At 62.0% G+C, this 25,365-nt stretch carries 28 protein-coding genes; 11 read left to right on the top strand and 17 right to left on the bottom strand.

Annotated elements, in window-relative coordinates; genetic code table 11:
* Positions 1 to 29: 29 nt before the first annotated feature.
* The 4 genes from BM344_RS08130 to BM344_RS08115 all read right to left on the bottom strand — a co-directional run bounded on the left by BM344_RS08130 (position 30) and on the right by BM344_RS08115 (position 2,622).
* Positions 30 to 326: a cell division protein ZapA gene (locus tag BM344_RS08130; protein WP_091988083.1), complete on the bottom strand. Its 297-nt coding sequence runs from the start codon at positions 324 to 326 to the stop codon at positions 30 to 32.
* Positions 326 to 532 carry a TIGR02449 family protein gene (locus tag BM344_RS08125; protein ID WP_091988079.1) on the bottom strand — a complete coding sequence of 69 codons (207 nt, stop codon included), beginning with the start codon at positions 530 to 532 and terminating at the stop codon, positions 326 to 328. Before BM344_RS08125 ends, BM344_RS08130 begins: the two co-directional genes overlap by 1 nt.
* 102 nt (positions 533 to 634) lie before the next feature.
* The gene (locus BM344_RS08120) at positions 635 to 1,909 is read right to left on the bottom strand and encodes an ABC transporter permease (protein WP_091988076.1); all 1,275 of its coding nucleotides are present in this window, start codon (positions 1,907 to 1,909) and stop codon (positions 635 to 637) included.
* The gene (locus tag BM344_RS08115; protein ID WP_091990919.1) at positions 1,906 to 2,622 is read right to left on the bottom strand and encodes an ABC transporter ATP-binding protein; all 717 of its coding nucleotides are present in this window, start codon (positions 2,620 to 2,622) and stop codon (positions 1,906 to 1,908) included. Before BM344_RS08115 ends, BM344_RS08120 begins: the two co-directional genes overlap by 4 nt.
* 67 nt (positions 2,623 to 2,689) lie before the next feature.
* On the opposite strand from BM344_RS08115, the gene BM344_RS08110 reads away from it, so the two are divergent.
* On the top strand, positions 2,690 to 3,211 hold the full coding sequence (locus BM344_RS08110) for a DUF3299 domain-containing protein (RefSeq protein WP_091988073.1): 522 nt from the start codon (positions 2,690 to 2,692) through the stop codon (positions 3,209 to 3,211).
* 24 nt (positions 3,212 to 3,235) lie between these two features.
* On the opposite strand, the gene BM344_RS08105 is transcribed toward BM344_RS08110, so the two are convergent.
* Entirely contained in the window at positions 3,236 to 3,811 is a 576-nt protein-coding gene (locus BM344_RS08105) for a ZrgA family zinc uptake protein (RefSeq protein WP_091988070.1), read from the bottom strand.
* 136 nt (positions 3,812 to 3,947) lie between these two features.
* Here BM344_RS08105 and BM344_RS08100 point away from each other — a divergent pair, with 136 nt between their 5' ends.
* The 5 genes from BM344_RS08100 (at position 3,948) to BM344_RS08080 (ending at position 9,377) form a co-directional block, all read left to right on the top strand.
* Positions 3,948 to 4,547, top strand: coding sequence for a UPF0149 family protein (locus tag BM344_RS08100; protein WP_091988067.1), 600 nt, complete (start codon positions 3,948 to 3,950; stop codon positions 4,545 to 4,547).
* A 26-nt stretch (positions 4,548 to 4,573) separates the two neighbouring features.
* Entirely contained in the window at positions 4,574 to 5,893 is a 1,320-nt protein-coding gene (gene pepP / locus BM344_RS08095; protein ID WP_091988064.1) for a Xaa-Pro aminopeptidase, read from the top strand.
* Positions 5,894 to 5,899: 6 nt separating this feature from the next.
* Positions 5,900 to 7,180 (top strand): 2-octaprenyl-6-methoxyphenyl hydroxylase, encoded by a 1,281-nt coding sequence (gene ubiH / locus BM344_RS08090; protein ID WP_091988062.1) that lies wholly within the window; start codon positions 5,900 to 5,902, stop codon positions 7,178 to 7,180.
* Complete coding sequence (locus BM344_RS08085; RefSeq protein WP_091988060.1) at positions 7,173 to 8,396, top strand: FAD-dependent monooxygenase; 1,224 nt, start codon at positions 7,173 to 7,175, stop codon at positions 8,394 to 8,396. The genes ubiH and BM344_RS08085 overlap by 8 nt, the downstream gene beginning before the upstream one ends.
* 66 nt (positions 8,397 to 8,462) lie before the next feature.
* Complete coding sequence (locus tag BM344_RS08080; RefSeq protein WP_091988058.1) at positions 8,463 to 9,377, top strand: DUF808 domain-containing protein; 915 nt, start codon at positions 8,463 to 8,465, stop codon at positions 9,375 to 9,377.
* Between the two features lie 19 nt (positions 9,378 to 9,396).
* On the opposite strand, the gene BM344_RS08075 is transcribed toward BM344_RS08080, so the two are convergent.
* From BM344_RS08075 to ubiE, 9 genes are all read right to left on the bottom strand, one after another.
* Positions 9,397 to 10,116, bottom strand: coding sequence for a 16S rRNA (uracil(1498)-N(3))-methyltransferase (locus tag BM344_RS08075; protein ID WP_091988056.1), 720 nt, complete (start codon positions 10,114 to 10,116; stop codon positions 9,397 to 9,399).
* Positions 10,113 to 10,898, bottom strand: coding sequence for a twin-arginine translocase subunit TatC (gene tatC / locus BM344_RS08070; RefSeq protein WP_091988053.1), 786 nt, complete (start codon positions 10,896 to 10,898; stop codon positions 10,113 to 10,115). Before tatC ends, BM344_RS08075 begins: the two co-directional genes overlap by 4 nt.
* A complete protein-coding gene (tatB, locus tag BM344_RS08065) occupies positions 10,895 to 11,386 on the bottom strand; it encodes a Sec-independent protein translocase protein TatB (protein ID WP_091988050.1) in 492 nt (163 codons plus the stop codon). Before tatB ends, tatC begins: the two co-directional genes overlap by 4 nt.
* Before the next feature lie 11 nt (positions 11,387 to 11,397).
* On the bottom strand, positions 11,398 to 11,652 hold the full coding sequence (tatA, locus tag BM344_RS08060) for a Sec-independent protein translocase subunit TatA (RefSeq protein ID WP_091988047.1): 255 nt from the start codon (positions 11,650 to 11,652) through the stop codon (positions 11,398 to 11,400).
* Positions 11,653 to 11,740: 88 nt separating this feature from the next.
* Positions 11,741 to 12,070, bottom strand: coding sequence for a phosphoribosyl-ATP diphosphatase (locus BM344_RS08055; RefSeq protein WP_091988044.1), 330 nt, complete (start codon positions 12,068 to 12,070; stop codon positions 11,741 to 11,743).
* Positions 12,071 to 12,082: 12 nt separating this feature from the next.
* The gene (gene hisI, locus BM344_RS08050) at positions 12,083 to 12,499 is read right to left on the bottom strand and encodes a phosphoribosyl-AMP cyclohydrolase (RefSeq protein WP_091988042.1); all 417 of its coding nucleotides are present in this window, start codon (positions 12,497 to 12,499) and stop codon (positions 12,083 to 12,085) included.
* Positions 12,500 to 12,538: 39 nt separating this feature from the next.
* Complete coding sequence (gene ubiB, locus BM344_RS08045) at positions 12,539 to 14,182, bottom strand: ubiquinone biosynthesis regulatory protein kinase UbiB (protein ID WP_091988040.1); 1,644 nt, start codon at positions 14,180 to 14,182, stop codon at positions 12,539 to 12,541.
* Positions 14,179 to 14,820 (bottom strand): ubiquinone biosynthesis accessory factor UbiJ, encoded by a 642-nt coding sequence (locus BM344_RS08040; RefSeq protein WP_091988037.1) that lies wholly within the window; start codon positions 14,818 to 14,820, stop codon positions 14,179 to 14,181. The genes ubiB and BM344_RS08040 overlap by 4 nt, the downstream gene beginning before the upstream one ends.
* Complete coding sequence (gene ubiE, locus BM344_RS08035; protein ID WP_091988034.1) at positions 14,820 to 15,611, bottom strand: bifunctional demethylmenaquinone methyltransferase/2-methoxy-6-polyprenyl-1,4-benzoquinol methylase UbiE; 792 nt, start codon at positions 15,609 to 15,611, stop codon at positions 14,820 to 14,822. Before ubiE ends, BM344_RS08040 begins: the two co-directional genes overlap by 1 nt.
* 124 nt (positions 15,612 to 15,735) lie before the next feature.
* Here ubiE and BM344_RS08030 point away from each other — a divergent pair, with 124 nt between their 5' ends.
* Complete coding sequence (locus BM344_RS08030) at positions 15,736 to 16,014, top strand: polyhydroxyalkanoic acid system family protein (protein ID WP_091988031.1); 279 nt, start codon at positions 15,736 to 15,738, stop codon at positions 16,012 to 16,014.
* A gap of 13 nt (positions 16,015 to 16,027) precedes the next feature.
* Here BM344_RS08030 and BM344_RS08025 read toward each other — a convergent pair whose 3' ends face one another.
* Positions 16,028 to 16,777: an FFLEELY motif protein gene (locus BM344_RS08025; protein WP_091988029.1), complete on the bottom strand. Its 750-nt coding sequence runs from the start codon at positions 16,775 to 16,777 to the stop codon at positions 16,028 to 16,030.
* Between the two features lie 78 nt (positions 16,778 to 16,855).
* Positions 16,856 to 17,779 (bottom strand): alpha/beta hydrolase, encoded by a 924-nt coding sequence (locus BM344_RS08020; RefSeq protein ID WP_091990917.1) that lies wholly within the window; start codon positions 17,777 to 17,779, stop codon positions 16,856 to 16,858.
* 336 nt (positions 17,780 to 18,115) lie between these two features.
* Here BM344_RS08020 and BM344_RS08015 point away from each other — a divergent pair, with 336 nt between their 5' ends.
* From BM344_RS08015 to BM344_RS08000, 4 genes are all read left to right on the top strand, one after another.
* Positions 18,116 to 19,522: a WS/DGAT domain-containing protein gene (locus BM344_RS08015; protein WP_228143576.1), complete on the top strand. Its 1,407-nt coding sequence runs from the start codon at positions 18,116 to 18,118 to the stop codon at positions 19,520 to 19,522.
* Between the two features lie 190 nt (positions 19,523 to 19,712).
* Positions 19,713 to 20,813: a porin gene (locus BM344_RS08010; protein WP_091988025.1), complete on the top strand. Its 1,101-nt coding sequence runs from the start codon at positions 19,713 to 19,715 to the stop codon at positions 20,811 to 20,813.
* Positions 20,814 to 21,048: 235 nt separating this feature from the next.
* On the top strand, positions 21,049 to 22,218 hold the full coding sequence (gene nosP, locus BM344_RS08005) for a nitric oxide-sensing protein NosP (protein ID WP_407656805.1): 1,170 nt from the start codon (positions 21,049 to 21,051) through the stop codon (positions 22,216 to 22,218).
* The gene (locus tag BM344_RS08000; protein WP_091990914.1) at positions 22,196 to 24,457 is read left to right on the top strand and encodes a hybrid sensor histidine kinase/response regulator; all 2,262 of its coding nucleotides are present in this window, start codon (positions 22,196 to 22,198) and stop codon (positions 24,455 to 24,457) included. The genes nosP and BM344_RS08000 overlap by 23 nt, the downstream gene beginning before the upstream one ends.
* A 54-nt stretch (positions 24,458 to 24,511) precedes the next feature.
* On the opposite strand, the gene BM344_RS07995 is transcribed toward BM344_RS08000, so the two are convergent.
* On the bottom strand, positions 24,512 to 25,189 hold the full coding sequence (locus BM344_RS07995; protein WP_091990912.1) for a response regulator: 678 nt from the start codon (positions 25,187 to 25,189) through the stop codon (positions 24,512 to 24,514).
* Positions 25,190 to 25,365 lie beyond the last annotated feature (176 nt).

Raw genomic sequence — 25,365 nt, 5'->3', positions numbered from 1 at the left:
TGCAACACCTGTCCGGGAATCTCCGGAGGTTACCGGCCGGATCCGTCGCCGAGGGCGCCGCTCAGTTTGCTGTCCATCGCCCGCAGCAGGCTGCTGGTGGCGTCGGACATGGTGTCCCGCTCCAGCAGTTCGTGGGTGATGTTCAGGGCGGCCATGACCGCAATGCGCTCGGTACCGAATACCTTGCCGCCGGAGCGGATCTCCCGCATCTTGCTGTCGAGGTGGCGGGCCGCCCGAAGCAGCGCTTCCTGTTCTTCCTCGGGGCAGGCGACCAGGTATTCCTTGTCGAGGATTTTCACCTCAACGGTAGTGGATTGCTGTGCCATCAGTGATGCTCCAGGGCCCGAAGGCGGCTGATCATGGCTTCGATCTTGTGCTTCGCGTGATCGTTCTTCTGCATCAGCTGGGCCCGTTCCCGGTTCCAGTCGTCCTGCAGTTCCCGCAAAGTTGCGTTGTCCCGCTCGAGTTTCTGACAGCGTTCAATCAGCCTGTCCAGCTTGTCCGCTAATGCCTGTACTTCGGACTGTTCCATGACGTGCCCAACGGTGGTTTGAGAGAGTTGTAACCAACTATAAGTGTGGACGGTAAGTCGGTCAATTTACAGGCTTGTCATCGCGGTCCAACGTGACGGCCATCACTGATCCGAGGCCCCGCCAAAGCCCTGGCGACGGCTCTGGCGCCAGGTGTTGACGGCCGGGATCAGAGCAACGACCAGTGCCGCTATCGGCACCGAGGCCAGAAGCGACCACTCGCTCAGGGTCAACGGGCGCAGGCTGAGCTGCAGGCCGTATTCATTCAGCAGCCAGGGACTGGCCAGGGCTATGGCCAGGGTGCCGATCAACAGGGCCAGGACGCAGGCGGCCAGGGCAAGACCAAGGCACTCCAGCAGGTACAGCGAGGCAATCAGCCCGGGCGAGGCGCCGGTAGCGCGTAGCACGGCAATTTCGTGGGCCCGTTGTGCCTGCAGTGTCAGCAGCACCGCCGCCAGCCCGATCAGGCTGGTTGCCACCACAAATCCGGTGATGCCCAGCAGTGCCGTCTCGAACTGGCCCATCAGCCGCCAGAGCTCGCTCAGGGCAACGCCGGGCAGAATGGCCGAGAGCGGCTCGCCGGTAAACTGATTGATTTCCCGCTGGATGCGGAAAGTCAGAATCGGCCGTTCAATGCCCACGAAGGCGGCGGTGATCGCATCGGGGGTGAAGTCGCGCCCCTGGGCCTGCTCACGGCTGAGAGTCCGCCCTGGTATGGCAACACCGGATTCCCAGCCCACGTGCATGGCTTCCATTCCATCCAGACCTATGTAGACGGCCTGGTCCACGGGGGTGCCGGTGGGGGCCAGAATACCGGTTACGGTGAACGGGGTGTCCTGGTGATTGGAAAAACTGGTTCGGCCGCCTCCGTGGGACAGGACAATGTCCTCTCCCACCTGGTGCCCCAGGGTTCGCGCAACGCCTGCACCGAGCACCACGTCGAACACACCTTCGAACCATTGGCCCTGGGCCAGTTCCAGGGGCAGGTCGCGTCCGTAGCGGAAGTGGGCCGGGAAGTTCTCGTCCGTTGCCACCACCCGGTAGCCCCGGTAGCTGTCGCCCAGGGAGATCGGGATCAGCCAGTCCAGGCGGTTGTCTTCCCTGAGTTTCTGGTAGGTCGACCAGCGTATGTTGTTGGTGGCATCGCCGATATGAAACACCGTGTACAGCAGCAGGTTCAACTGGCCGCTTCGGGCTCCGACAATCAGGTCGGTGCCGCTGATGGTGCTGGTGAAGGACTGCCGGACCTCGGTGCGCAGATACTGGATGCCCAGCAGTAGTGACACGCTCAGGGTCAGAGTCAGGCACACCAGGGCAAGGACCTTCCGGCGGTGCCAGAGGCTGGCCATGGCCAAGGACAGGGCGAGGCGTGCTTTCATGGCTGTTCGCTCCCGAGCGCCAGGCGGTTGTCGAAGTGGGCGGCGAGGGACTGATCGTGGCTGACAAACAGCACCGATGTGCGGTGCTGCCGGGCGAGGGTCAGAAGCAGTTCCAGGAACCGGTCACGGTTATCGGCATCAAGGGCCGAGGTGGGCTCGTCCGCGAGAATCACCCGGGGGGTGCCGATCAATGCCCGTGCGGCGGCAATGCGCTGCTGTTGACCGATGCTCAGGCGGGTAATCTTGCGATGCCAGTGATCCACCGGGATCGATAGCGCGGTGAGCAGACGCTCTGCTTCGTTTTGCGGATCCGGTTCGCAGCGTTGTCTGCGAATCGCCGAGAGGCCGCAGGGCAGGGTTACGTTTCCGAGGGTGGTCAGGTAGGGAACAAGATTGAACTGTTGGAAGATGACACCCATGTGGTCGGCCCGGAACTGGTCCCGGGCGCCCGCGCCCAGGCGGTGGATGTCGGTGCCATGGATGTCAATGGTGCCGCCGGCCGGGCGCAGCATGCCGGCAAGAAGGCTCAGCAGGGTGCTTTTGCCGCAACCGCTGGGGCCATGGATAAACAGATGCTCTCCCTGGCTCAGGTGGATGTCGGGGAAAGTCAGCGGTGCCTGTTCCATTGACCACGAGAAGGAGAGACCGCGGACTTCGATGGCCGTTTGCTCGTTTTGGAAACCGGGGCCGGTTGTGTCTGTCTTGGTGTTCATGTTGATTGCCGTCTCGCCCATGTATGATGGCGGCTTGCCCTTTTGACTGTCAGGAGTCCATGGTCCGATGATGTTTTTCCCGGCACGTTCGCGTTTCGCGCTGTCCTGTCTCACGATGCTTGCACTGTTGTTGTCGCTGCCCACAACCGGCCGCACTGAAACCCGGGAGATCGACTGGCTTGAACTGATGCCGGCGGAGGATCTCGCACTGCTGGAGAATATGCCAGAGATTGACCACGAGGGCGATGGCGCGCCCCTGTTGCCCGATGAAATCATGACCGGGCGCGTGGTGCCGGAGATGGGCAATGTTGAGGGTCGGATCCCGGGCTTTGTGGTGCCCCTGAAAACCACCGAAGACATGCGCATCCTGGAATTCTTCCTGGTGCCTTACTACGGTGCCTGCATTCACGTACCGCCACCCCCTCCTAACCAGATTATCCACGTGAAGTACCGCGAGGGCTTTACCCTTGAGGCGCTGTACGACCCTGTGTGGATCGAGGGCAAGCTGGTGATCGAACGCACAGAGAACGATATTGGCACCTCGTCCTACTCGATGGTGGCAACCGAGGTTGAGCCCTACACCGAGTGAATTCGCGGCGGCCCAAGGCGGCTGTTAGTTAACGTCCAGGCTGAACCGGTCCACGCCCTGTTCCAGGCGCTCGGAACCCTGACCACCGGACCAGACCCACTCGACACTCAGGTGCTCGATCTCGGGAAAACGCCCGGTCAGCGGCGTCGACAGGGTAGTGCCGTCGCCGAGGCCGGCGCAGCTGAGTGTTTGGGCGACTTCGAAATCGGTGTGGGTTGATTCCGGATGCTCTGACCCGGAGTGCCCGGATCTGTGCTCGTGGTGATCGTGTCCGTCAGCACCGGACTGATGTTGCACATCGGCTTCCATGACCTTGCAGCTGGGGTCTGTGGTGTCGACCAGGGGCGTCGCACCCAGCCAGCGGGTGGTTTCCTGTACGGCAGTCTTCTGTTCGCCGGTACGGGCCCTGTGCTCAAAGCCGAGCAGGTTATAGGCCGGTGAGGTGAACAGCAGGTCGATACGGTTGCCTTCCACGGCCAGCTGGAGTTCGGCGTTGCCGTGTTCATGGGCGCCGGGGTTGTCGTCGCTGGCGGCGCTGGTGCTGGCGGTCACTGCGACCGTTAGCGCCAATAGACAGCCGGTCAGTTGGGCTGGATTCATAAAGTTTTCCTTAGCTGGAAATGATACGTTATAACATATTGATATGGTGCCGGATAAAAATCAACAGGCAGTGCCTTGCCCCGCCCCGAATGCTAGGATAGGGCCCTAATTCAACAACACAGGATCTGCCTGTTTCATGTCAGAAACCGACGCCACCGGCGCTGCCCGCGCCGCTGAATTCGAGCGCTGGGCCAACGTCTTTACCACCCACAAGGCATTCAGCCACCCCTCTGAGCTGCACGGTGCCCTGTGTGGCCGTCTGGCCGCCGGATCCCGGATCAACGAGCCGGAATGGTTGGCCATGGTATGCGAGCACATGGGGTTGCCCGAGCAGGCGGCAGAAGAATCGACTGACCTGGCGCCTTTCATGAACAGGGCCTACGAGCAAACCCTGGAACTCTTGAAATCCGCCGACATGAGTTTCCATCCTTTGCTACCGGATGATGACTATGCCATCGAGCAAAGGCTGGAAGCGCTGGTATCCTGGGTGCGCGGTTTTCTGGAAGGGATGGCGTTGTCTGCCGGTGAGTCCCTGGGCCAGGCGCCCGATGAGATCCGCGAGCTGATCGAGGATATGGTGGCCATCAGCCAGCTGTCCGAAGATGAGGAAGCCGACGAGGAAAGCGAGCAGCAGCTTCTGGAAATCACCGAATATATCCGGCTCGGTGCGCTGGCCGTGTTCACCGAATTCAATGCGCCAGAACCACCGAAGTCCGATTCGCCGACCCTGCATTAAGCCGGGTCCCGATTGCAGGAGAGATGATGAATTCCATGATCCCCGTTAAGGAATTTGCCGAGCGCCGCCGCAAACTGATGGAGCGCATGGCGCCAGACAGTATCGCCATTATCCCCGCGGCGCCCGAGCGCGTTCGCAACCGGGATGTTCTGCACCCGTTCCGTCAGGACAGCGATTTTCACTACCTGTCCGGTTTTGGTGAGCCGGAGGCGGTGCTGGCCCTGATCCCGGGGCGGGAGCACGGCGAGTCGGTGCTTTTCTGCAAGGAGCGTAACCCCGAAAAAGAGCTATGGGACGGCTTTCTCGTCGGCCCTGAGGGCGCGATAGAGCGCTATGGGCTGGACGATGCCTTCCCGATCTCCGATATCGACGACATCCTGCCGGGCATGATCGAGGGCCGCAGCCGGGTGTACTACCCGCTGGGTAAGGACGATCACTTCGATGCCAGGGTCATGGACTGGGTGAAGATGATTCGCAGCAAGGTGCGCAGCGGCGCGCATCCGCCCGGGGAATTCGTGGCCCTGGAACACCTGCTGCACGATTTGCGGCTGTACAAGAGCGCCAGCGAAATCAAAGTGATGGCCAAGGCCGCCCAGATCAGCGCCGAGGCCCACTGCCGCGCCATGAAGCGGGCACGGCGAGGCGGTTTCGAGTACAACCTTGAGGCCGAACTCATCCATACCTTCATGGAACATGGCGCCCGTTCCACCGCCTATCCCTCTATCGTGGGCGGTGGCGCCAACGGTTGTATCCTGCACTACATAGAGAACAGCGCCCCCCTGAAAGAGGGCGATCTGGTACTGATCGATGCCGGCTGCGAATACCAGTGTTATGCGTCGGACATTACCCGTACCTTCCCGATCAGCGGCAAATTCAGCCCGGAGCAGCGCGCCCTTTATGAGGTCGTTCTGGCGGCCCAGTACCGTGCCATCGAGGCGGTGTCGCCGGAGAACCACTGGAATCGTCCCCACGAGGCCGCCCTCGAGGTGCTGACCCAGGGCCTGATTGATCTGGGCTTGCTGTCCGGCACCCTGGAAGACGCCATCGCCAACGAGGCCTACAAGCCGTTCTTCATGCACCGCACCGGCCACTGGCTGGGCCTGGACGTGCACGACGTGGGCGATTACAAGGTGGGCGAAGCCTGGCGCCAGTTGGAGCCGGGCATGGTTCTGACGGTGGAACCGGGGCTCTACATCGCTCCCGACAACACCAGCGTTGATGAGAAATGGCGGGGGATCGGTATCCGCATTGAGGATGACGTGGTGGTCACCAGAGAGGGCTGCCGGGTGCTGACCGAAGCGGTGCCGAAGACCATCGCTGAAATCGAAGCCCTGATGGCGGACTGACACCCGGTGGCCACGTTCGATACCGATCTGATCATTGCCGGCGGCGGTCTGGCCGGCGCGACTTTGGCGTTGGCGGTGGCCCGGGCGGTGCCGTCGCTACGGGTTACGGTGGTGGAGGCTTTTCCGCTTTCGCCGGATGCCCTGCCCGAGAGTTACCAGCCCAGTTACGACGCCCGTTCCACGGCGCTTGCCTGGGGCTCACGCCTGATCTTCGAGGAGCTGGGGCTGTGGCAGCGGTTGGCCGAGCATGCCACGCCCATCAAGCACATTCACGTTTCCGACCGGGGCCACTTTGGCGCCACCCGATTGCACGCCGTCGACCACGGCCAGGAGGCCCTGGGCTATGTGGCCGACAACCGCTGGATGGGCCTTTGCCTGATGCGGGAGCTGCTGGATACAGGGGTGCAGTGGCGCGCGCCGGCGGAAGTTACCGACATGATACCCATGCCCGGCGGCGTTCGGGTGCGCCTGTCGGAGGGCGATGACACCCGTGAAATGTCCGCCCGATGCCTGGTGGTGGCCGATGGCGGCCGATCGGGATTGCGGGAGAAACTCGGGTTCCAGCCCGATCGCCACAGCTATGGCCAGAATGCCCTGATCGCCAATGTCTCCACCAGCGACAGCCATGACTTTACCGCGTTCGAGCGCTTCACCGAGGCCGGTCCCATGGCGTTGCTGCCCCACGGTTCGCCGGCCCGCGCAGGGCACCAGTCGGCGCTGGTCTGGACCCTGTCTGATGACGCCCTGGGGCAGGTGCTTGAGCTGTCCGACGAGGAAAAATGCCGCTGGCTGCAAAAGCGGTTTGGCTGGCGGCTTGGCCGGTTTACCCGCATTGGCACCTGCCACCATTACCCGCTGACCCTGACCACGGTGTCCGAGCCGGTGCGCCCGGGCGTGGCCCTCGTAGGCAACGCCGCCCATGCGCTGCACCCGGTCGCCGGTCAGGGTTTCAATCTGGCGCTGCGGGGGCTGATGACGCTGGTTGAGCAGTTCCGGTTGGCGGAGGAGAACGGCCTTGGCATTGGTGATCTGGAAGTGCTGGGCCGCTACCAGAGCCTGCATCGTCAGGACTGGCAACAGACGGTGCGGTTTTCCGATTCCCTGATACGTCTGTTTGGCCAGCCCATGGCGCCGGTCGTCGCCGCTCGCGATGCCGGTCTGGTAGGCCTGGATCTGCTGCCCGGTGCCAAGCGCTGGTTTGCCCGCAAGGCCATGGGACTGGGCGGGCGGCGTGCGGTGATCGACCGGCCCGGCAATCACCCGCAGGAGACCATTGGCCATGAGTGAGTCCGGCAGCTTCGATATCCTGGTGGCCGGTGGTGGCATGATCGGTTCGGCCCTGGCCCTCGGCCTGTCCCGGCAGGGCTGGCAGGTGGGCCTGGTAGAGGGCGCTGACCATGACAGCCTGGTGCGCGCGCCCGATGTGGCCGCATCGGTTGACGATTTCGAGCCCAGGGTCAGTGCCCTGTCGCTTGCCAGTCAGCGTCTGCTGGAACAGCTGGATGTCTGGCCAGATATCATTGCTGGTCGCCACTGTCCGTACCAGACGATGACAGTCTGGGACGGCGACGGCACCGGCCGTATCCGGTTTGAGGCAGCCGAACTCCAGACCCGCGCCCTGGGCACCATCGTCGAGAATCGGCGCATCGTACAGGCCCTGTTTTCTGCCCTGACCGAGAGCACGGTAACGCTTTTTGATGGCGCAAGGATGGTCGGCTGCCAGAGGCATCCGGAGGGGTTTCGGTTGGATCTGGCGGATGGCCGATCACTGTCGGCTGGTCTGCTGGTGGGCTGTGACGGCGCTCATTCGCCATTGCGACAGTGGGTGGGGTTACCGACACGGGAGTGGGACTACGACCAGCAGGCCATTGTCTGTACGGTTCGTACCAGCCAGAGCCACCGCTATACAGCATGGCAGCGGTTTTCCCAGACCGGCCCCCTGGCGTTCCTGCCGCTGTTGCCGGAAACCGGTGAGGAGCATTTCTGTTCCATTGTCTGGTCCCAGGACACCACCGAAGCCCAACGGCTGATGGCCCTGGACGATCGCGCCTTTGCCTGCGAGCTTGAGCGGGCCATTGAACGCGAGCTGGGTGCGGTCGAGGCGGTGTCCCGCCGGTTTGCCTTCCCACTTCGCCAGCGCCACGCCAAGGATTACATCCTGCCGGGGTTTGCCCTGGTGGGGGACGCTGCCCACACCATCCACCCGCTGGCAGGTCAGGGGGCCAACCTGGGTTACGGTGATGTTCGCGCCCTGATGAGCGAGCTGACAAGAGCCCGGCAGGCGGGCCTGGATCCCGCCCACCAGCTGGTTCTGTCCCGCTACCAGCGCCGGCGCAAAGGGGAGAACCTGGCCATGATGGCGGCCATGGAGGGCTTCAAACAGCTTTTCGCCCGGGACGAGTTGCCAGTACGCTGGTTGCGCAACACCGGCCTGCGATGGCTCGACGGTCTCGGGCTGGTGAAAAATCGCATAGCCGCCGAGGCCATGGGGCTTCACGGCTGAACCTCTGAGCCGCAGGGGCTCGGAACCTTTCAACGACAGAAAGACACAGCGACAGGAGTCTTTTCCATGGCAGGAAGCAGTCTGCTGATTCTGATCGACGACATCGCCACGGTGCTGGACGACGTCGCCCTGATGACCAAAACCGCGACCAAGAAGACCGCCGGGGTTCTGGGCGACGATCTGGCGCTCAACGCCCAGCAGGTGACCGGCGTAAAACCCGCCCGGGAGCTGCCGGTGGTCTGGGCGGTGGCCAAGGGCTCAATGATCAACAAGGCGATTCTGGTGCCTGCCGCCCTGGCGATCAGCTTTTTCATGCCGTGGCTGGTGACGCCACTGTTGATGCTTGGCGGCGCCTTTCTCTGTTTCGAGGGCTTCGAGAAGCTGGCGCACAAGTTCCTGCACGGGGAGGAAGACGAGAAGCGCAAGGGCGAGCTCCATGAGGCCCTGAAGAACCCGGAAGTCGATCTGCGTGCCGTCGAGAAAGACAAGATCAAGGGCGCCATCCGCACTGATTTCATCCTCTCCGCCGAGATCATCGCCATTACCCTGGGCACCGTGACCACCCAGACCATTGGTATGCAGTTCCTGGTGCTGGCGGTAGTTGCCGTGCTTATTACGGTTGGCGTCTATGGTCTGGTGGCGGGGATCGTGAAGCTGGACGACGGCGGCCTGTACCTGAGCCAGACCGACAGCCCAATGCTGCAGAAAATAGGGGCGGGTATCCTCTGGCTGGCGCCCTACCTGATGAAGACCCTGTCGGTGCTCGGCACCCTCGCCATGTTCCTGGTGGGTGGCGGTATCCTGACCCACGGTTTTACGCCGGTGTATGACGCTATTCACCACTTCGCCGAGGGGTTCAGCGGTGTGGTTGCGTTGCTGCTGCCGACAGTGGCGGATGGTCTGTTCGGGGTGCTGGCCGGTGCTGTTCTGGTGGCGGTGATTACGCCTCTGGTGAAATGGTGGCAGCAACGCTCCGCCTGAGACTGGCGTCGGAGTGATTCTAAAGACAGCTGTCGAACAGCCGACTGATCAGCACCGGAACCGCGGTTTCCACTCTGAGGATACGCGGGCCAAGGTGCACCCCCTGACAGCCGGCTTCTTGCAGTTTGCCCACTTCGTAATCGGTAAACCCGCCCTCCGGGCCTACACACAGAACCGCAGGCTCCTCAAGGTGTGCCGGGCAGGGCACCGACGTGCCCGGATGGGCCACGAGTGCCTGTTTGCCAGCCAGCAGCGCCGGTAATTCGTCCTCGACAAACGGCTTGAACAGCTTGCGGATGTGCACGGCGGGCATCCGGGTGTCCTTTGCCTGCTCAAGTCCCAGCACCAGGTTCTCCCGCAGATGGTCCTCGGACAGCCAGGGCGTCTGCCAGAAGCTCTTCTCCACCTTGTAGCTGTTGATCAGCCAGAGATCCTTTACGCCCAGGGCGGCGCAGGTTTGCAGGATGCGTCGAAACATCTTGGGCCTGGGCATGGCCAGGACCAGGGTAAGCGGTAACGGAGGCGGCGGTGGCTGGTCAAGGGTAACCCTGAGCTCCGCCTCGGAGTCCGTGAGTCTGACGACCTCGCCAGTGCCCATCGGGCCATCGACGCGGCCGACCGGTACCCGGTCGCCGGTGGCCACCTTGATGACCGAGGTCAGGTGCGTCAGGCGACGCCCCCTCAATACCGCGCGATCAGCGTCCACAAAGTCGCTGTCGAACAGCAGGGCCAGGTTCATTGGCCGTTTGGCTCGTCGGTTTCCGGATCGGCCACTTCCCGTCTTGCCAGCCGCCCGAAGAGGATGCCGAATTCAAACAGGATCCACATGGGCACGGCCAGCAGGGTCTGGGAAATGATGTCGGGCGGGGTCAGCAACATGCCGATGATAAAGCAGCCCACCACCACGTAGGGGCGCTTGGCGGCCAGATCATCGGGTGTGGTGGCGCCGGTCAGGATCAGCAGCACCGTGGCGATGGGGATCTCGAAGGCGACGCCGAAGGCAAAAAACATCTTCAGCACAAAGTTCAGGTAGCTGGTGATGTCCGGCAGTTCAACAATGCCCTCGGGACCGATGGCGGTAAAGAACCCGAACACCAGCGGAAACACCACAAAGTAGGCAAAGGCCGCGCCCGCGTAAAACAGGATCACCGAGGTGAACAGCAGCGGGAAGGCCAGGCGCTTTTCATGGGCATAGAGCCCGGGGGCGATGAAGCTCCAGAGTTGGTAGAGGATGATCGGAATGGCGGCAAACACCGCCAGCACCAGCGCCAGTTTCAGGGGCGCGAAGAACGGCGAGGTTACGTCCGTTGCGATCATGGTCTGACCCACCGGCAGCAGCGAGCGAATCGGCTCGGACAGCCACAGATACAGCTCGTTGGCAAACGGATAGATGGCGGCAAAGCAGATCAGCACTGCCAGCACCATTTTCAGCAGACGGTTGCGCAGCTCGAGCAGATGCTCGATCAGGGGCATTTCCTGCTGGTCCGGAGGCATCTGGCTGCCGTCGGGTTTTGCATTCATGAACGGTTATCCGGCGGACTCTGGGGTGTTTTGTTGTCGGTTTGTTCGTGGCCGTCCGTGCCGGATTGTTCGTGGCTGTCCGTGCCGGACTGGGACGAGGCTTCGCTGGCAGCGGCCCGGTTCTGATCGGCTGAGCTGCCAGTGTCCCTGTCGGCGGCCACCCGGCGGGTGGCTGGTGCGGGTCGGGGCTTGCGGGTTTCGCTCTCCGGCAGAATCATGTGCTCGTACTTCTTCGCCTCGTCCAGGGCGCCACGCACGGTTTTCTGGACGTCGTCGATGCCCACGTCGCCCGCCTTGCGAAGTTCCTCCCGGAGCTCGTCGGCCTTGAGCTGGCGGTCCAGTTCCGAGGTGAACTGGCTGACCATCCTGCGGGCGCCACCGACCCAGCGGCCGGCAGCACGGGCAGCAGTCGGCAGGCGCTCGGGGCCAAGCACCAACAGCGCGATAACGCCGCAGATCAGCAGCTCAAGAAAGCCGATATCGAACATTCAGCCTGGTCTCAGCTGTGGGACTTGTCCCGGGCCTTGTCATCGGCGGCAGCCTGCTGCTGCTCGCCTTCCTTGCCTTCCAGTGATTCCTGGCTACCGGCCTTGGCGTTTTCGCCTTCGGACTTGGTGTCGTCGTCATTCATGGACTTCTTGAAGCCACGGATGGCGCCACCCAGGTCGCTGCCGATATTGCGCAGTTTCTTGGTTCCGAACAACAGAATGACAATGCCGAGTACGATTAGTAGTTGCCAGATGCTGATACCCATGGAGGGGTCCTCATATGATGTTGCTGTTTTATGTCATTGTACGTTAACAGAAGCGACCGGCGGAAACCCCCCGTTAGTGGTATGCCCGTTACCGGTTCCGCGACGCCTTTTCCTCGAGTCCCGAGAGATCGAACCGGCTGGCGAGTTCGTCCAGCACGTCCTTGGGGCCCAGTCCCAGTCTCGAAAGCATGACCAGGCTGTGGAACCAGAGATCCGCGGTTTCGCACACCAGCTCCCGGGTCTCTCCGGAACGCTCGGCATCCTTGGCCGCGAGCAGGGTTTCGGTGCACTCTTCGCCCACCTTTTCCAGAATCTTGTTCAGGCCCTTGGCGTGGAGGCTGGCCACGTAGGAGGTTTCCGGATCCGCCTCCTTGCGGGCCTCCAGAACCCGGGCCAGATTTTCCAGTACATCGTTCACTGTCAGAGCTCCTTACTTACTGCCGTAAATGCGGTTCGGATCCTTGAGCACGGGATCTTTTTCCACCCACTGGCCGTCTTCCAGGGACCGGTAAAAACAGCTGCGTCTGCCGGTATGGCAGGCGATGCCGCCTTTCTGATCCACCTTAAGCAGTACCACGTCGTTGTCGCAGTCGAGCCTGATGTCGCGGATGACCTGCTGGTGCCCGGACGTCTCACCCTTGCGCCACAATTTGCCCCGGGAACGGGACCAGTAGACGGCATGGCCTTCCTCGGCGCTCAGCCGCAGGGATTCTGCATTCATCCAGGCCATCATCAGGATGTCGCCGGTCTCGGCGTCCTGGGCGATGGCCGGCACCAGACCGTCTTCGGTCCAGCGGATACTGTTCAACCAGTCGGGGTTGCCGACATTATCCGAGCTATCTTGCATTTTCGTGAATCCTGAAATTTCCATGGTGCCGGTAACCGGTTATCGGCCGCCCCGAAGGACCAGCCCACAGGCCACGGCAAACAGCGCCCAGCTCCAGGTGGGCACCGTCTGCAGCCATTGCTGGCTGTCCGGGTGCGTACCGGCGAGCCCTGCTGCAATGAGCAGAGCGGCCACGGTGCCCCGGCGCCAGCGGCGCTCGGTGCGCACCTGTTGTTCCCGAAGCAGCTCCAGTGTAGCGCGATTCTGGGGCTCCGTGGGGCCGGCCTGGCGCAGCTGCAACAGGGCGTCGTGCACCAACTGTGGCATTTCGGGCGACTGCTCGAGCCAGGAGGGCAGGTGCGACTGCAGGGACTTGAGCAGGCCGGATGGGCCAATGCGCTTGCGCATCCAGGTTTCCAGATAGGGCTGCGCGGTGCTCCAGAGGTCCAGGTCCGGGTACAGCTGGCGCCCCAGGCCCTCCACGTTGAGCAGCGTTTTCTGCAGCAGCACCAGCTGAGGCTGAACTTCCATATTGAAGCGCCGCGCGGTCTGGAACAGGCGCAGCAGGAAGTGGCCGAACGAAATGTCCTTCAGCGGCTTCTCGAATATCGGCTCGCATACGGTGCGAATGGCCGCCTCGAACTGGTTCACCGGGGTGTCTGGCGGCACCCAGCCGGACTGGATGTGCAACTGGGCCACCTGGCGGTAGTCGCGTCGGAAAAACGCGAGCAGGTTCCGGGCAAGGTAGCTCTGGTCGTCTGGCGCCAGTGTACCCACGATGCCGAAGTCGATGGCAATGTACCGGGGATCCGCCGGGTTGGACGTGTCCACGAAGATGTTGCCCGGGTGCATGTCGGCGTGGAAGAAGCTGTCACGGAACACCTGGGTGAAGAAGATCTCCACGCCCTTTTCCGCCAGCACTTTCATATCCACACCGGCGCTTTTCAGAGCGTCGGTGTCGGCGATGGGAATGCCGTGGATGCGCTCCATGACCAGTACCGACTTGCGGGTGTAGTCCCAGTCGATGAACGGAATGTAGATCAGCGAGGAGTTCTCGAAATTCCGGCGCAGCTGGCTGGCGTTCGCGGCTTCGCGCTGCAGGTCGAGCTCGTCGTGGATGGTGGCGTCGTAGTCGGCGACCACCTCCACCGGGTGCAGGCGTTTGCCTTCGGACCAGTATTTCTCCAGCAGGCCGGCCATCAGATACATCAGCGCCAGATCCTGGCGGATGACCCGCTCAATGCCAGGGCGAAGCACCTTCACCACCACTTTCTGGCCGTTGGGCAGAGTCGCGGCGTGCACCTGGGCCACGGAGGCGGACGCCAGCGGATCCGGGCTGAACTCGGCGAAGAGTTCCGAAACAGGGGCGCCCAGGGATTCCTCGATGATGCCTCTGGCCTGAGCGCTGGGGAACGGGGGAACACGATCCTGCAGGTTCTTCAGGGACTGTGCCATGTCGTCGGGTAACAGATCCCGCCGTGTGGACAGGATCTGCCCGAACTTTACGAACACCGGCCCCAGTTCCTCCAGGGCCAGGCGCAGGCGATCACCGTGGTCGAGTTTTGGTTGCGGGAACAGGTGCCAAGGCGCCAGCAGGAAGAACAGTTTCAGAGGGGCAGGCAGTTCAGCGATCGGCAGGAACGTGTCCAGCCGGTAACGGCAGAATACCCAGGCAATTCGGAACAGGCGGCGCAGGCGGGTCACGGCGTCTCCGGTTGGTCGTTCTGGTCGCCCCGGGCGATCAGGTCCAGGCGGGACTGCAGGCGGTCCGTGCGCAGGCTGAGCTCATCGATGTCCTCGAAGGTGGCTTCCAGTTCCCGCCGACCGGGCAGGGCACGGCTCTCTTCGTGCACGTACTCCTCGATGTTGGCGTTGAGGGACTGGAACGCCTGCCGGCTCCAGCGCAGGGCGCCGCGAACCCGCTGGCCCAGGAAGTGGGCGGGCACATCGCCGATGTGACGGGCCAGGGCGGCTTCCCAGTCCGGATTCAGCTGGTTCAGGGCGCGTTGCAGCTGGTGGGCCAGAGCCATATCGCCGCTGACGTCGAGCCGGCCATCGGCGAACACCCGATCATCGCCGGTGGCCAGGGCGGCAAAGGCAATGGGCCTGCCGGTGATTTCGAGGGCCGGCGAATCTACCGGCTGGCTGCCCACCCGAACCCGGTCACCGGCTCGGTCCAGGGTATAGGTGAGAGCAATCGGAGCGGTCACGGTAAACTGCACCGGGCTCGCCAGTGCCGCCATCAGCGCTTTTTGCCCGACCGGGTCCAGCTCAAGCGCCCGGTTCAGGGCACTTTCCAGTACGGCGGATACGGCAGACAGCAGGGTCGGGCCGGGAAACATCAGGGCTTGATTCCCACGTGCAGTGCCACGATGCCACCGGTCATGTTGTAGTACTTGCAGTTCACCAGACCGGCGTTTTCCATCATGCCTTTCAGGGTGTCCTGGTCCGGGTGCATGCGGATGGACTCGGCCAGGTACTTGTAGCTTTCGCTGTCGCCGGCAATCAGCTGGCCCATCAGCGGCAGGGCCGAGAACGAGTAGGTGTCGTAGGCCTTGCTCAGCAGCGGATTGGTGGGTTTGGAAAACTCGAGCACCATCAGCTTGCCGCCGGGCTTGAGGACCCGGGTCATGTCCCGCAGAGCCTGGTCCTTGTCCGTCACGTTGCGCAGACCGAAGGCAATGGACACCGCGTTGAAGTTGTTGTCCGGAAACGGCAGGTTTTCGGCATCCGCCTGCACATACTCAATGTTGCCGGCATAACCGCGGTCGGTCAGCCGGCTTCGGCCGACCTGCAGCATGGAGGCGTTGATGTCCGCCAGCACCACCCTGCCGGACGGCCCCACAAGGTCCGAGAACTTCATGGTAAGGTCGCCGGTGCCGCCGGCGATGTCCAGCACCTGATGGCCGGGCCGGACGCCGGAAAGCTCGATGGTGAAGCGCTTCCACAGCCGGTGGATGCCCATGGACATCAGGTCGTTCATGAGGTCGTACTTGCCGGCCACGCTGTGGAACACTTCCGCCACCTGGCTCGCTTTCTGGCTCTTGGGCACGTTGCGAAAACCGAAGTGGGTCACGTCGTCCTGGCCGTTACCGTTGGTGGCCGGGTTGGCTGGCGTTTGCTGCTCGCTCATGAGGCTGTCCTGTCAGAATCTGAACCCCGTATTCTAACCGCTGACGGGGTTGCTACAAGGGTGGCGGCGAGTTAAATCGCGCCCTACACTGTAAAGCCGAACAAATTCGAGAGAAAACCGATTCATGTCAGTTATTGATGTACACCGTCCCCACAGTCTGGACAAGGAGCACGCCCGTCAGGCGGCCGAGTCCCTGGCGCAGGATCTGTCCCGTCAGTTCGACGTGCATTACCAGTGGGAAGGCGACCAGTTGAAGTTCAAGCGCAGTGGCGTCAAAGGCCACCTTCACATCAGCCCGTCAGAGCTGCACATTCATCTCGAGCTGGGCATGATGCTCCGGCCTTTCAAATCCCGCATCGAGCAGGAAATTCATTCCCAGCTGGATCAGATCATCAAGGCCTGAGCCCCCGCCAGCGTCACAGGTCGTCTGGAAGCCGGAAGGGCTCCGGGTGACCGGCCATCAGATTGCGCATCACCTGCTGTTCCCGGCTCACCAGGCGGTCGATCAGCAGGTGCACGTCTTCCATCTTGCGGAATGCCGAGTAACCCCGGTGCAGGAAGCTGTGCAGGTCGGTGAGGTCGGCCATCTCTGCGGGGCCGCGGCTGATGGATAGCAGCCAGCCCAGGGTACGGTTACGGACGTAACGATCCAGTTGCTGACCGACCTCGGCTACCAGTCGAATCTGCCTCTCCCGCTGGTCGGGCTGACGGGTTTCCCGGTAGGCGGCGCCGTAGCGGGCGGGGGTCAGTGCTGCAGCGGGTACATTCTGCCGCTCCAGGATCTCGGCGAGTTCCAGGTCGAGCTGCTGGGTCAGCAGATTCAGTTCTACCAGTCCGGCGAAGGTGTCCAGCAGGTTGTCCGGCAGCCACTTCACCATTTTGGGGAATATCCGGTCGACGTTGTCGTCCCGTCGGGTCATACCCGCCGGCGCGTACAGGTCGGTGAGCAGGAACTCCAGACCCTGATGGTAGCCCGGGTGCTGGTATAGGTCGTGGTGTGTGGCCTTGAGCCGTTGAGCCTGCCAGTCGGCTACCTCGAAGGTCTGGTCGAGCAGGGGGTGCGCGGCCTTGTGTTGCCGGAAATCGTGGTAGTCGATCAGCAACCGCTGCAGCCGGCGCGCGCTGTTGGAACGGGTATCGGTGGCGACCAGGCGCTCACGGTACATGGGGTGACTCCACAAAACTGAAAAGCACGCAGTTTAGCGAAGCCGGCGTAACCTTGCAGCCGTTAACACCCGGCCGAATCAGGCCTGGGCGGCAGCGGGCAGGGTCTCGAAGCCGGGCACCCATTCCTTGCTGTCTAGGGTGATGAAGTGGCTCGGCGCCTCGGTTTCCACGATTCTCATGGTGGTGGGGCTCTGGCGGGCACTGGCGAGCATGGCCGAGCGGTCCAGGATCCGGTCCACCGCCGGAATCAGGAAGGTGCCGTGGCGAACGTGTTTGTAGATGCTGGTGTCGGTGCGCACCATCCAGTCCATGATGTTCTCGATGTTGCGAACGATGGTCAGGTGGTCCTTGGTGGCCGAGAACAGCTTGCTCAGGAGTTGCTTCTTGCGCGGGTTCATCTTGCCGAAGAAGGTCTGGCCATAGGCAGATGAGGGCGCGCTGTTGATCAGACGGATTACCCAGGGCCACATGCCATGGCTCACCGGTTCCAGGATGGTGGTTACCAGCGCAGACAGCCGGCCATTGGGCAGTACCGGGGCTTCCAGCACCACCTCAACATCCTCATAGAGCTCGGGCCACTGCTTGATGGCCTCCAGAATCACCGCGCCACCCCGGGAATGGCCGTGGAGCCGGATGTTCTCGGTGGTGGGCAGATTGGAGAGCGCCTGGTTGAGAATGCAGGCGTCGTACTCGATGGTGCCCTCGAGCTGCTTGATGGGCACTTCCCACTCCGGTGTTTCCGGAGTCACCCCATTCACCGGGATGTGGTAGTTGCTGCAGGTCAGCAAAATCAGTTCGGTGGTGGGAGCTTCGTAGGCCTGGGTGAAGTAACAGTGGTTTTCCAGAAAACCGTGCACGCCGATAACGGTCTGTTCAGCCGCACCGCTGTGGTTGCGAACGGAGACCGCGCCCTTGCCAACGCGATAGACCCGCCCGGAGAACATTTCCGAGTAGGCGCTCTCAATCGGTTTTATCAGCTTTCGGACGTGACTGGCTTTCATAACGGTTCTCCCACCCGGCACGGCAATGGCCTGTTTTTGGAATTCGAAGGTGCCGGTGACCTTGTTGTACCCCAACCGCCGGTTTCGCGTATTGGCGCTGCTAACCGGTTTTACGACGTTCCAGGGCCAATCGATGACTGTCGGCGGCACTGGTGCGGGGCGTTTAATAACCATTGCATCAAGGCTTATAACCAGTATAGGGCTGAAGGGTTACCTTCGTGTAATTTTTTGTAACCGTGCGCGCCGATGCGAGATATGGAGCCGATGGGGCATGTCTGGCACAATGCGGAGTTCGGTTTTTACTTACCTCCACCACTTCTCCAGGGACGTTCGGGTTTGAGTCACGAGCAATCGCATCTCCTGTTGCCGTCGGATTCGGCCTGGCTGGCGCTGGAACGTCCGGACAACCCCATGACCATCACCGTCATGCTCCGGGTGGAAGATCTCACTGCAGAGCGCTTTCGGGAGTTCCTACAAATCTACTGGATGGCGTGGGAGCGATTCCGGTACCTGCCAGTTAAACGGGCACCGGGATGGTGGTGGCAGGCGGATCCCACCTTTGATGTCCGGCACCATCTCGATGTCGTACTGGATCGCTTTTCGCCCGATGCGTTGAGGGAGTGGGTCTCGGCCCGCCTGAATCAGCCGCTGCCCCTGTACCGCCCATTGTGGAAATTCTGGCTGGCACCCAACGCAGAAGGCGGCGCCGCGTTGTTGCTGCGCATTCACCACTGTTACGCCGATGGCCTCTCGTTGCTGGGCATCTTTGACCGTCTTTGCCCGCCATCACCCCGCCAGCATCCGGCCATCTATGGGGCGCCTCAGGAGGCCGATCTGGCCCGGTGGACCGCCGCGGCGAAGGTCTGGCTTGAGCGACTGGTGGCTTCCGGCGGCGCCGGAGGGGCTTCGGAAGAGGTCGATTCAGAGCCGCATCCCGCTGAGGGCAACCAGTGGCAGCAGGCCACTCGACTGCTCGAGCGCATGGGAGAGCAGGGCCTGAAACTGGTTCACGAATGCTCGGAGTTTCTGGTGCAACCGGATGATACCGAGAGTGACCTGAGGCGACCGCTGCTGGGTCGCCGCCACTGCCGATGGTCGCAGCCGGTTCCCCTGGCCCGTTTCCGGGACATCGCCAGGGCCACCAACGTCACCATCAACGATGTGTTGCTCAGCTGCGTGGCTGCGGCGGTAAGGGCCCGCCTGGGCATTGACGGCGACGATCTCGAAGAAGCCATCCTGCACGCGGCGGTGCCAGTAGACATTCGCAGCCGGCTGCCCGGCGAGCTCCGGCCGGGCGCGGGCGAGTTGGGCAACTACTTCGGAACAGTGTTCGTGCCGCTGCCGGTGGATGGCGAGGGCCCCCTGGAACGGCTGTATCGCATCAAACACGAGACCCGTCGCCTGAAGAAAAGCTGGCAACCCGGCATTGCCTGGGGCCTGGCGGCGAGCGCCTCGGCGATCCCGGAACCCTGGCGGGAGCCGGTGGCGAATGTCTTCTACCGCAAGGCCAGCGCCGTGGTGTCCAATGTACCGGGTACGCCTGAGCCCCGCTATATGGCCGGCTGCCGGATTACCGAACAGATGTTCTGGGTGCCCCAGGCCGGGGATATTGGCCTGGGCATCAGCATCGTCAGTTACGCCGGGCAGGTGCAGTTTGGTGTGGTGGCCGATGAAGCCGTGATGGCCGACCCGGAAGCCTTCCTTGACGACTGCCTGCAGGAGCTGGCCCGGTTTCCAGGCTAAAAACCGGCCAGGTCGTACTCCCAAAGTTTCATTCCCCATGCCTCCCAAATGAGCAGAAAACCTGCTCCCTCGAAGCATTTTCCCCTTCTGGTGCATCACCGACCATGGAATTCAGGCGACAGACCACGCCTGGAGCGCCCGGATGTCCCGGGTCTCCGATCCCAGATTTCCAAAAACAACCGGGGGAACTATGAAAAACAACAACTTCAGAAAGTCAGGGTTGGCCATGGCCATGGCTGTAGCCATGGGTGCGAGTACCGGGGCCAACGCTGCGGTCGAACTCTACAACCAGGACGGCACCAGCTTTTCAGTGGACGGCTACTTCAACGCGTTTTACGTGAATCGTGACGACAAGCTGAACGACGTTCGCGATTCCCGAATCAAGATGGGCTTCCTGCCCAATACCATTGGTTTCAACTTCAGCAAGGACATGGGCGATCTCACCCTGGGTGGGCGTTCGTCATTCTGGACTACCATCAATGACAGCCTTGATTCGCCTACAGATACGGCCATCGACGTTCGCCAGTTCTACGCTACGGTTGATGGCGATTTTGGCCAGATTTTGATCGGTAAAGACTTTGGCCTTTACGCCCGTTCCAACATTTTCCTCGACGAAATCCTGATGGGATTTGGTTCCCCCGGCGCTGCCGGCGGCGTTTCCTTCGGTAACATCCGCGCGGGTTATCCTTACCCGACGCCCTCTGCTCAGTTCACGTACCGTTCGCCGGATATGAGTGGCCTCAAAATCGCGGCCGGCGTGTTGGATCCCGCCGACACGGTGACCGGCGCCAACGATGAAAACTCAGCGCCTCGCTTCGAGTCCGAGATAACCTACAACGCCAACCTGAACAACGTGGCCCTGACTGGCTGGGTGAACGGTCGCTACCAGTCTGCCGAGAACGGCAACACCACGGTCGACAGCACCGGCGTTGGGTATGGTGTCAAGGCGTCGGTCGCGGGGCTGACCCTGGCCGCTTCTGGTTTTACCTCCAAGGGTGATAACCCGGTTCTGATCGTGAACGGTGCGGTTACAGAAGACGATGCGGACGGCTTCCTTGTTCAAGGCTCCTATGCCTTTGGCGCCAATCGCATCGTTCTGTCCTACGGCGAGACCGATGCCGAGATCCTGAACCTCGAAACCGAAAACACCACCGTGGGTTTCTTCCATGATGTGAACAGCAACTTCAAGCTGGTTGCCGAATACAACATGTACGAAGACAACAACCGCACCACCGGTGCCACCACCACCGAGGCGGACACCATCGCCCTCGGCGCCATCGTGATGTTCTGAGCCAACAGACCTGTCGGTGGCAGGACGCCGCCGGCAGCACTTGTCGGTCTAAGACTAAAGTGCCGGTTTGTCACCCGAGAAACCGGCAGCGCCACAGGCATTGATTCAGGAGGTCGTTTAATCAATGGCTTACGATCGTTTCGGCGCGCCCATTAAAAGCACTGAAGTCGCATTGGCTGCGTTCACAGATCCCGTAGAATCGGAGAAAAGTCATCCGGTCCCGGGACCTGTCCTTATGAAGCCAGCGACGACCCTGCCTGCGGTCCGGGTAGCGAGCTCCAGCGTTCGCGACCCGATGTTGGCCGCCACCAATCTCGCCAGCCAGCTCAGTCACGAGCACCTGGGTTGCGTGCTGTTCTTCTGTTCCGCCGAATACGATCTGGGCCGACTTGGCATCGCCCTTGAACATGCGTTCCGGGGTGTGCGCGTCTGCGGTTGCACGTCGGCGGGCGAGATCACGCCCGAGGGCTATGGCCGCGGCTGCATTACCGCCATTGGGTTCGATCAACGGTATTTCGCCATTGACTGCGCGCTCATTCGGGAGCTGGACCGCTTCACGCTGCAGGACGCCCAGGGCGTGATTGACGGCCTGCTGGCCACCTGTCGGGAAGCCAGACTGGCGCCGATCAAGGGCAACACCTTTGCCATCACCCTGCTGGACGGGCTGTCGAGCCGCGAAGAGCTGGTGCTGGCCACCCTGAATTCTGCTCTCGGCACCATCCCGCAGTTTGGTGGCTCCGCCGGCGACGATGAACGCCTGGCCAATACCCATGTGTTCTACGATGGCCAGTTCCACACCGGCGCCGCCACCGTGCTGCTGGTGAACACGCCATTGGATTTTCGTGTGTTCTCCACCCACCACATGGTGGAGCGCAGTGAAAAACTCGTGGTCACGGAGGCCTGCGCCGAGACTCGCACCGTGTACGAATTGAATGCCGAACCGGCTGCAGAGGCCTATGCCCGCGCCGTGGGCGTGTCGGTCGCCGAGCTGGACCGCAAGATCTTCGCGCTGCGACCCATGGGGGTGAGGATTGGCGGTCATTACTTTGTGCGCTCTGTGCAGCGCGTGAACCCCGACGGCAGTCTCACCTTCTACTGCGCGGTGGAAACCGGCATCGTGATGACCGCCATGGAGCCGGAATCCCTGCTTGATAGCGTTCGCACGCAGATCGAGGCTGCCGAGCGGGTGGTGGGCCCGCCTCTGGTCACCATCGGCTGCGACTGCTTTCTACGTCGGCTGGAAGCCGAGCTGACCGGAGAAGTGGAAGCGGTCTCGCGGTTCCTGCGCCACCACAAGGTGATTGGTTTCAACACCTATGGCGAGCAGTTCGACGGTATGCACATCAACCAGACGTTCACGGGGGTGGTGATTGGCCAGCCTGATGCCCATTACCGAACAGAGTGACTCGCCGCAAGACGACCCGCGGGACCGGCGCATTGCCAAGCTCGAGGCTGAAAACGAGCGTTTGCGGCGCATTCGCGATGCTCTGATTGTGCGGGTGGAATCGGGTGCGGCCCATAAACCCGAACCCTACGCGGCGTTTGAGCATTCCGTGGTGTTGGCCGAGCAGGTCCGTGAGCGCACCGAGGCGCTGAATCAGGCCATGGACGAGCTCAAGGCCAGCAACAAGGCCCTGAACCGCGCCCGTGAGGAGGCCGAGACCTCCCGCCAACGCTTGAGTGACGCCATCGAGAGCATTGCCGACGGCTTTGTGCTGTTCGACCGTCAGCACCGACTTATCCAGAGCAACAGTCGGTTCCGCAGCTACTGGCACTCGGTCGGCCTCGCGGCGCCGGAGCCAGGTATCTCGGTCACCGACCTGAAGACCCGGGCAGTGGCTTCGGGATTGGTGGTCGAGGAACACAGCCATCCGGATTCCGAGGGCGTGGTGTTCCTGCTTTCCAACGAGCGCTGGGTCCAGATGACCGAGCGGCCCACCCGGGAAGGCGGCCTGGTGGCGCTGTACTCGGACATTACCGACGTCAAGAACAGCGAAATGGCGCGACGGATCAAGGCGCTGGAAGAGAGCGAGCGCTGGATCCGCGTGGTCACCGACCATGTGCCCGCGCTGATTGCCTATGTCGGCGCTGACATGACCATCCAGTTCTGCAACAAGGTCTACGAGGGCTGGTATGGCCGCAAGGGCGAATCGCCGCTGGGCAAACGGCTCAACGAAATCCACTCGCCGGAGTTTTACCAGCGCCTGCTGCCGCAGATTCTGGACGTGATGGAGGGTCACAACGTGACCTTCGAGTTCGAGGAGACCGGTGAGCTGGGTGATACCCGCTACATGTTGCGCTCCTACGTGCCGAACGTTGATGAGCAGGGCGACATCATCGGCTTCTTCGTGTTGATTCGCGACATCACCGACCGGCGCAAGACCGCCCTGGCCCTGGAGCAGGCCTATGACAATCTGGAACGCCGGGTGAAAGAGCGCACGGCGGCACTGACGGGACTCAACAACCAGCTGCGCCAGGAAATCACCGAGCGGGCGGCGGTAGAGGCGAGATTGCGGGATGCCAAGCTGGAGGCCGAGCGCGCCAATCTCTCGAAAACCAAGTTCCTGGCGGCGGTGAGTCACGATCTGCTGCAGCCTCTGAATGCCGCGCGTCTGTTCACCAGTGCCTTACTGGAGCAGTCTTTCGGTCCCAAAGCAGAAGGGCTGGTGCGCTCCGTGAGCACGTCCCTGGATGATGTGGAGAATCTGCTCGGGACCCTGGTGGACATTTCCAAGCTGGACGCCGGCGTGATCAAGCCGGATGTCACCGCGTTCGACCTGCGGGACCTGCTCAACAATATCGCCCGGGAGTTCCGGCAGATGGCCATGGCCGAGGGGTTGCAGCTGGATTTCGTGGCCAGCTCGGCGATTGTCGAATCCGATTCCCAGCTGCTGGCGCGCATACTCCGTAACTTCCTGACCAACGCCATTCGCTACACCGGCAAGGGCCGCATCCTGCTCGGCTGCCGACGCCAGGGCGACCATGTGCTGTTGCAGGTGTGGGACACCGGGCCCGGTATTCCCGAGGACAAGCTCACCGAGATTTTCCAGGAGTTCAAACGTATCCGACCGGCCGGCTCACAGCCCGACAAGGGGCTTGGTCTTGGCCTCGCCATCGTAGACAAGATTTCCCGCATGCTGGGACACGAGGTTACGGTGTCGTCGGTGGAAGGCCGGGGATCGGCGTTCAGCGTCCGCGTTCCCGTCGGGCGCCTGAAACCGAGGTTGAAGACCGAGGACCCGAATTCTGCCCGGTCGTTCGACAGTGGTCTGGGGGGCGCGACCATCTGGGTTATCGACAATGACCATGCCATCTGTCAGGGCATGAAAACCCTGCTGGAGGGCTGGGATTGCCACGTGGTGACCGCCGTTTCCCTCGCTGATCTGGAGCGCCAGCTGGATCCTGCAAAAGGGGCCGTGGATCTGATTCTGGCCGACTACCACCTGGACAACGATGAGAACGGGGTGGATGTTGTGGCAGCGATCAACGGTCGGCGGTCATGCCCGGCGCCTGTGGTGATGATTACTGCCAACTACACCAATGAACTGAAGCAGCAGGTGCGCGAGCTGGGGCACCTGTTGATGAACAAACCGGTCAAGCCGCTGAAGCTGCGCAGCGCGCTGAGTCATCTACTTAGAAGCTGAGACTGACGATAGGTGTCGGATTACGGCTTCGCCTGATCCGACACCCACGCTACCTTACCGCTTCAGATACTGACTGAAATCCACGTCGCTGGCCGACAGTATCGCCTGCACCCGGTTATGCACGCCGAGCTTGCGCAGTATGGCCGAGACATGGGCCTTCACCGTGGTCTCGGCAATGTTCAGGTTGTAGGCAATCTGCTTGTTGGATTCACCCTTGGACATGCGCTCCAGCACCAGCAGCTGCCGGCGGGTCAGGGAGTTCAGCAGCTCCGGTGATATCGGGTTGTCCTCGTGACGGCTCCTTCGGCTGTTGCTCTCCTTGCCAGTACGGATGATGTCGGACGGCAGGTAGACGTTGCCGTTGAGGATCTGCTGTATGGCCTCGGTCATCTGGGCCCGGGGCGAGGATTTGGTGATAAACCCGCAGGCACCGTAGGTAATGGCTTGCAGCACCACCTGCTTGTCTTCCTCGGCCGAGACAATCACCACGGGAATGGTCGGTGCCTCATTGCGCAGGCTGATCAGACCGTTCAGGCCGTGCATGCCCGGCATGTTCAGATCCAGCAGGATCAGGTCCAGGTCGTCGTTGTCGCGGGTTATGTCGAGGGCGCTGTCCAGGTCGGCGGTCTCGATGATCTCGCTGCCCTCGAAACCGGACGCGATGACGCTACTGATAGCCTCCCGGAACAGCGGGTGGTCGTCGGCAATCAGGATCTTGTAAGCCGGCTCCATGAATGAGTCTACCTGTTTGTTATTGGTATCCGGGGTGGCTTCCTGACCATCATAACGGTTTTCGGAAGCAGGATGACAGTTCTGAGAAGGGGCGTTCCCGGTAGAGAGTACGGCGTCGAGCTCGTTCAGCATGGCGGCCTCCTGTGCAGAGAATCACCGGAATCGGGTCCGGATCT

This window comes from Marinobacter gudaonensis (assembly GCF_900115175.1).
GTDB classification, from domain to species: domain Bacteria; phylum Pseudomonadota; class Gammaproteobacteria; order Pseudomonadales; family Oleiphilaceae; genus Marinobacter; species Marinobacter gudaonensis.
The sequence above is the reverse complement of the archived record's forward strand: the minus strand, read 5'-3'. Positions and strand labels throughout refer to the sequence as shown.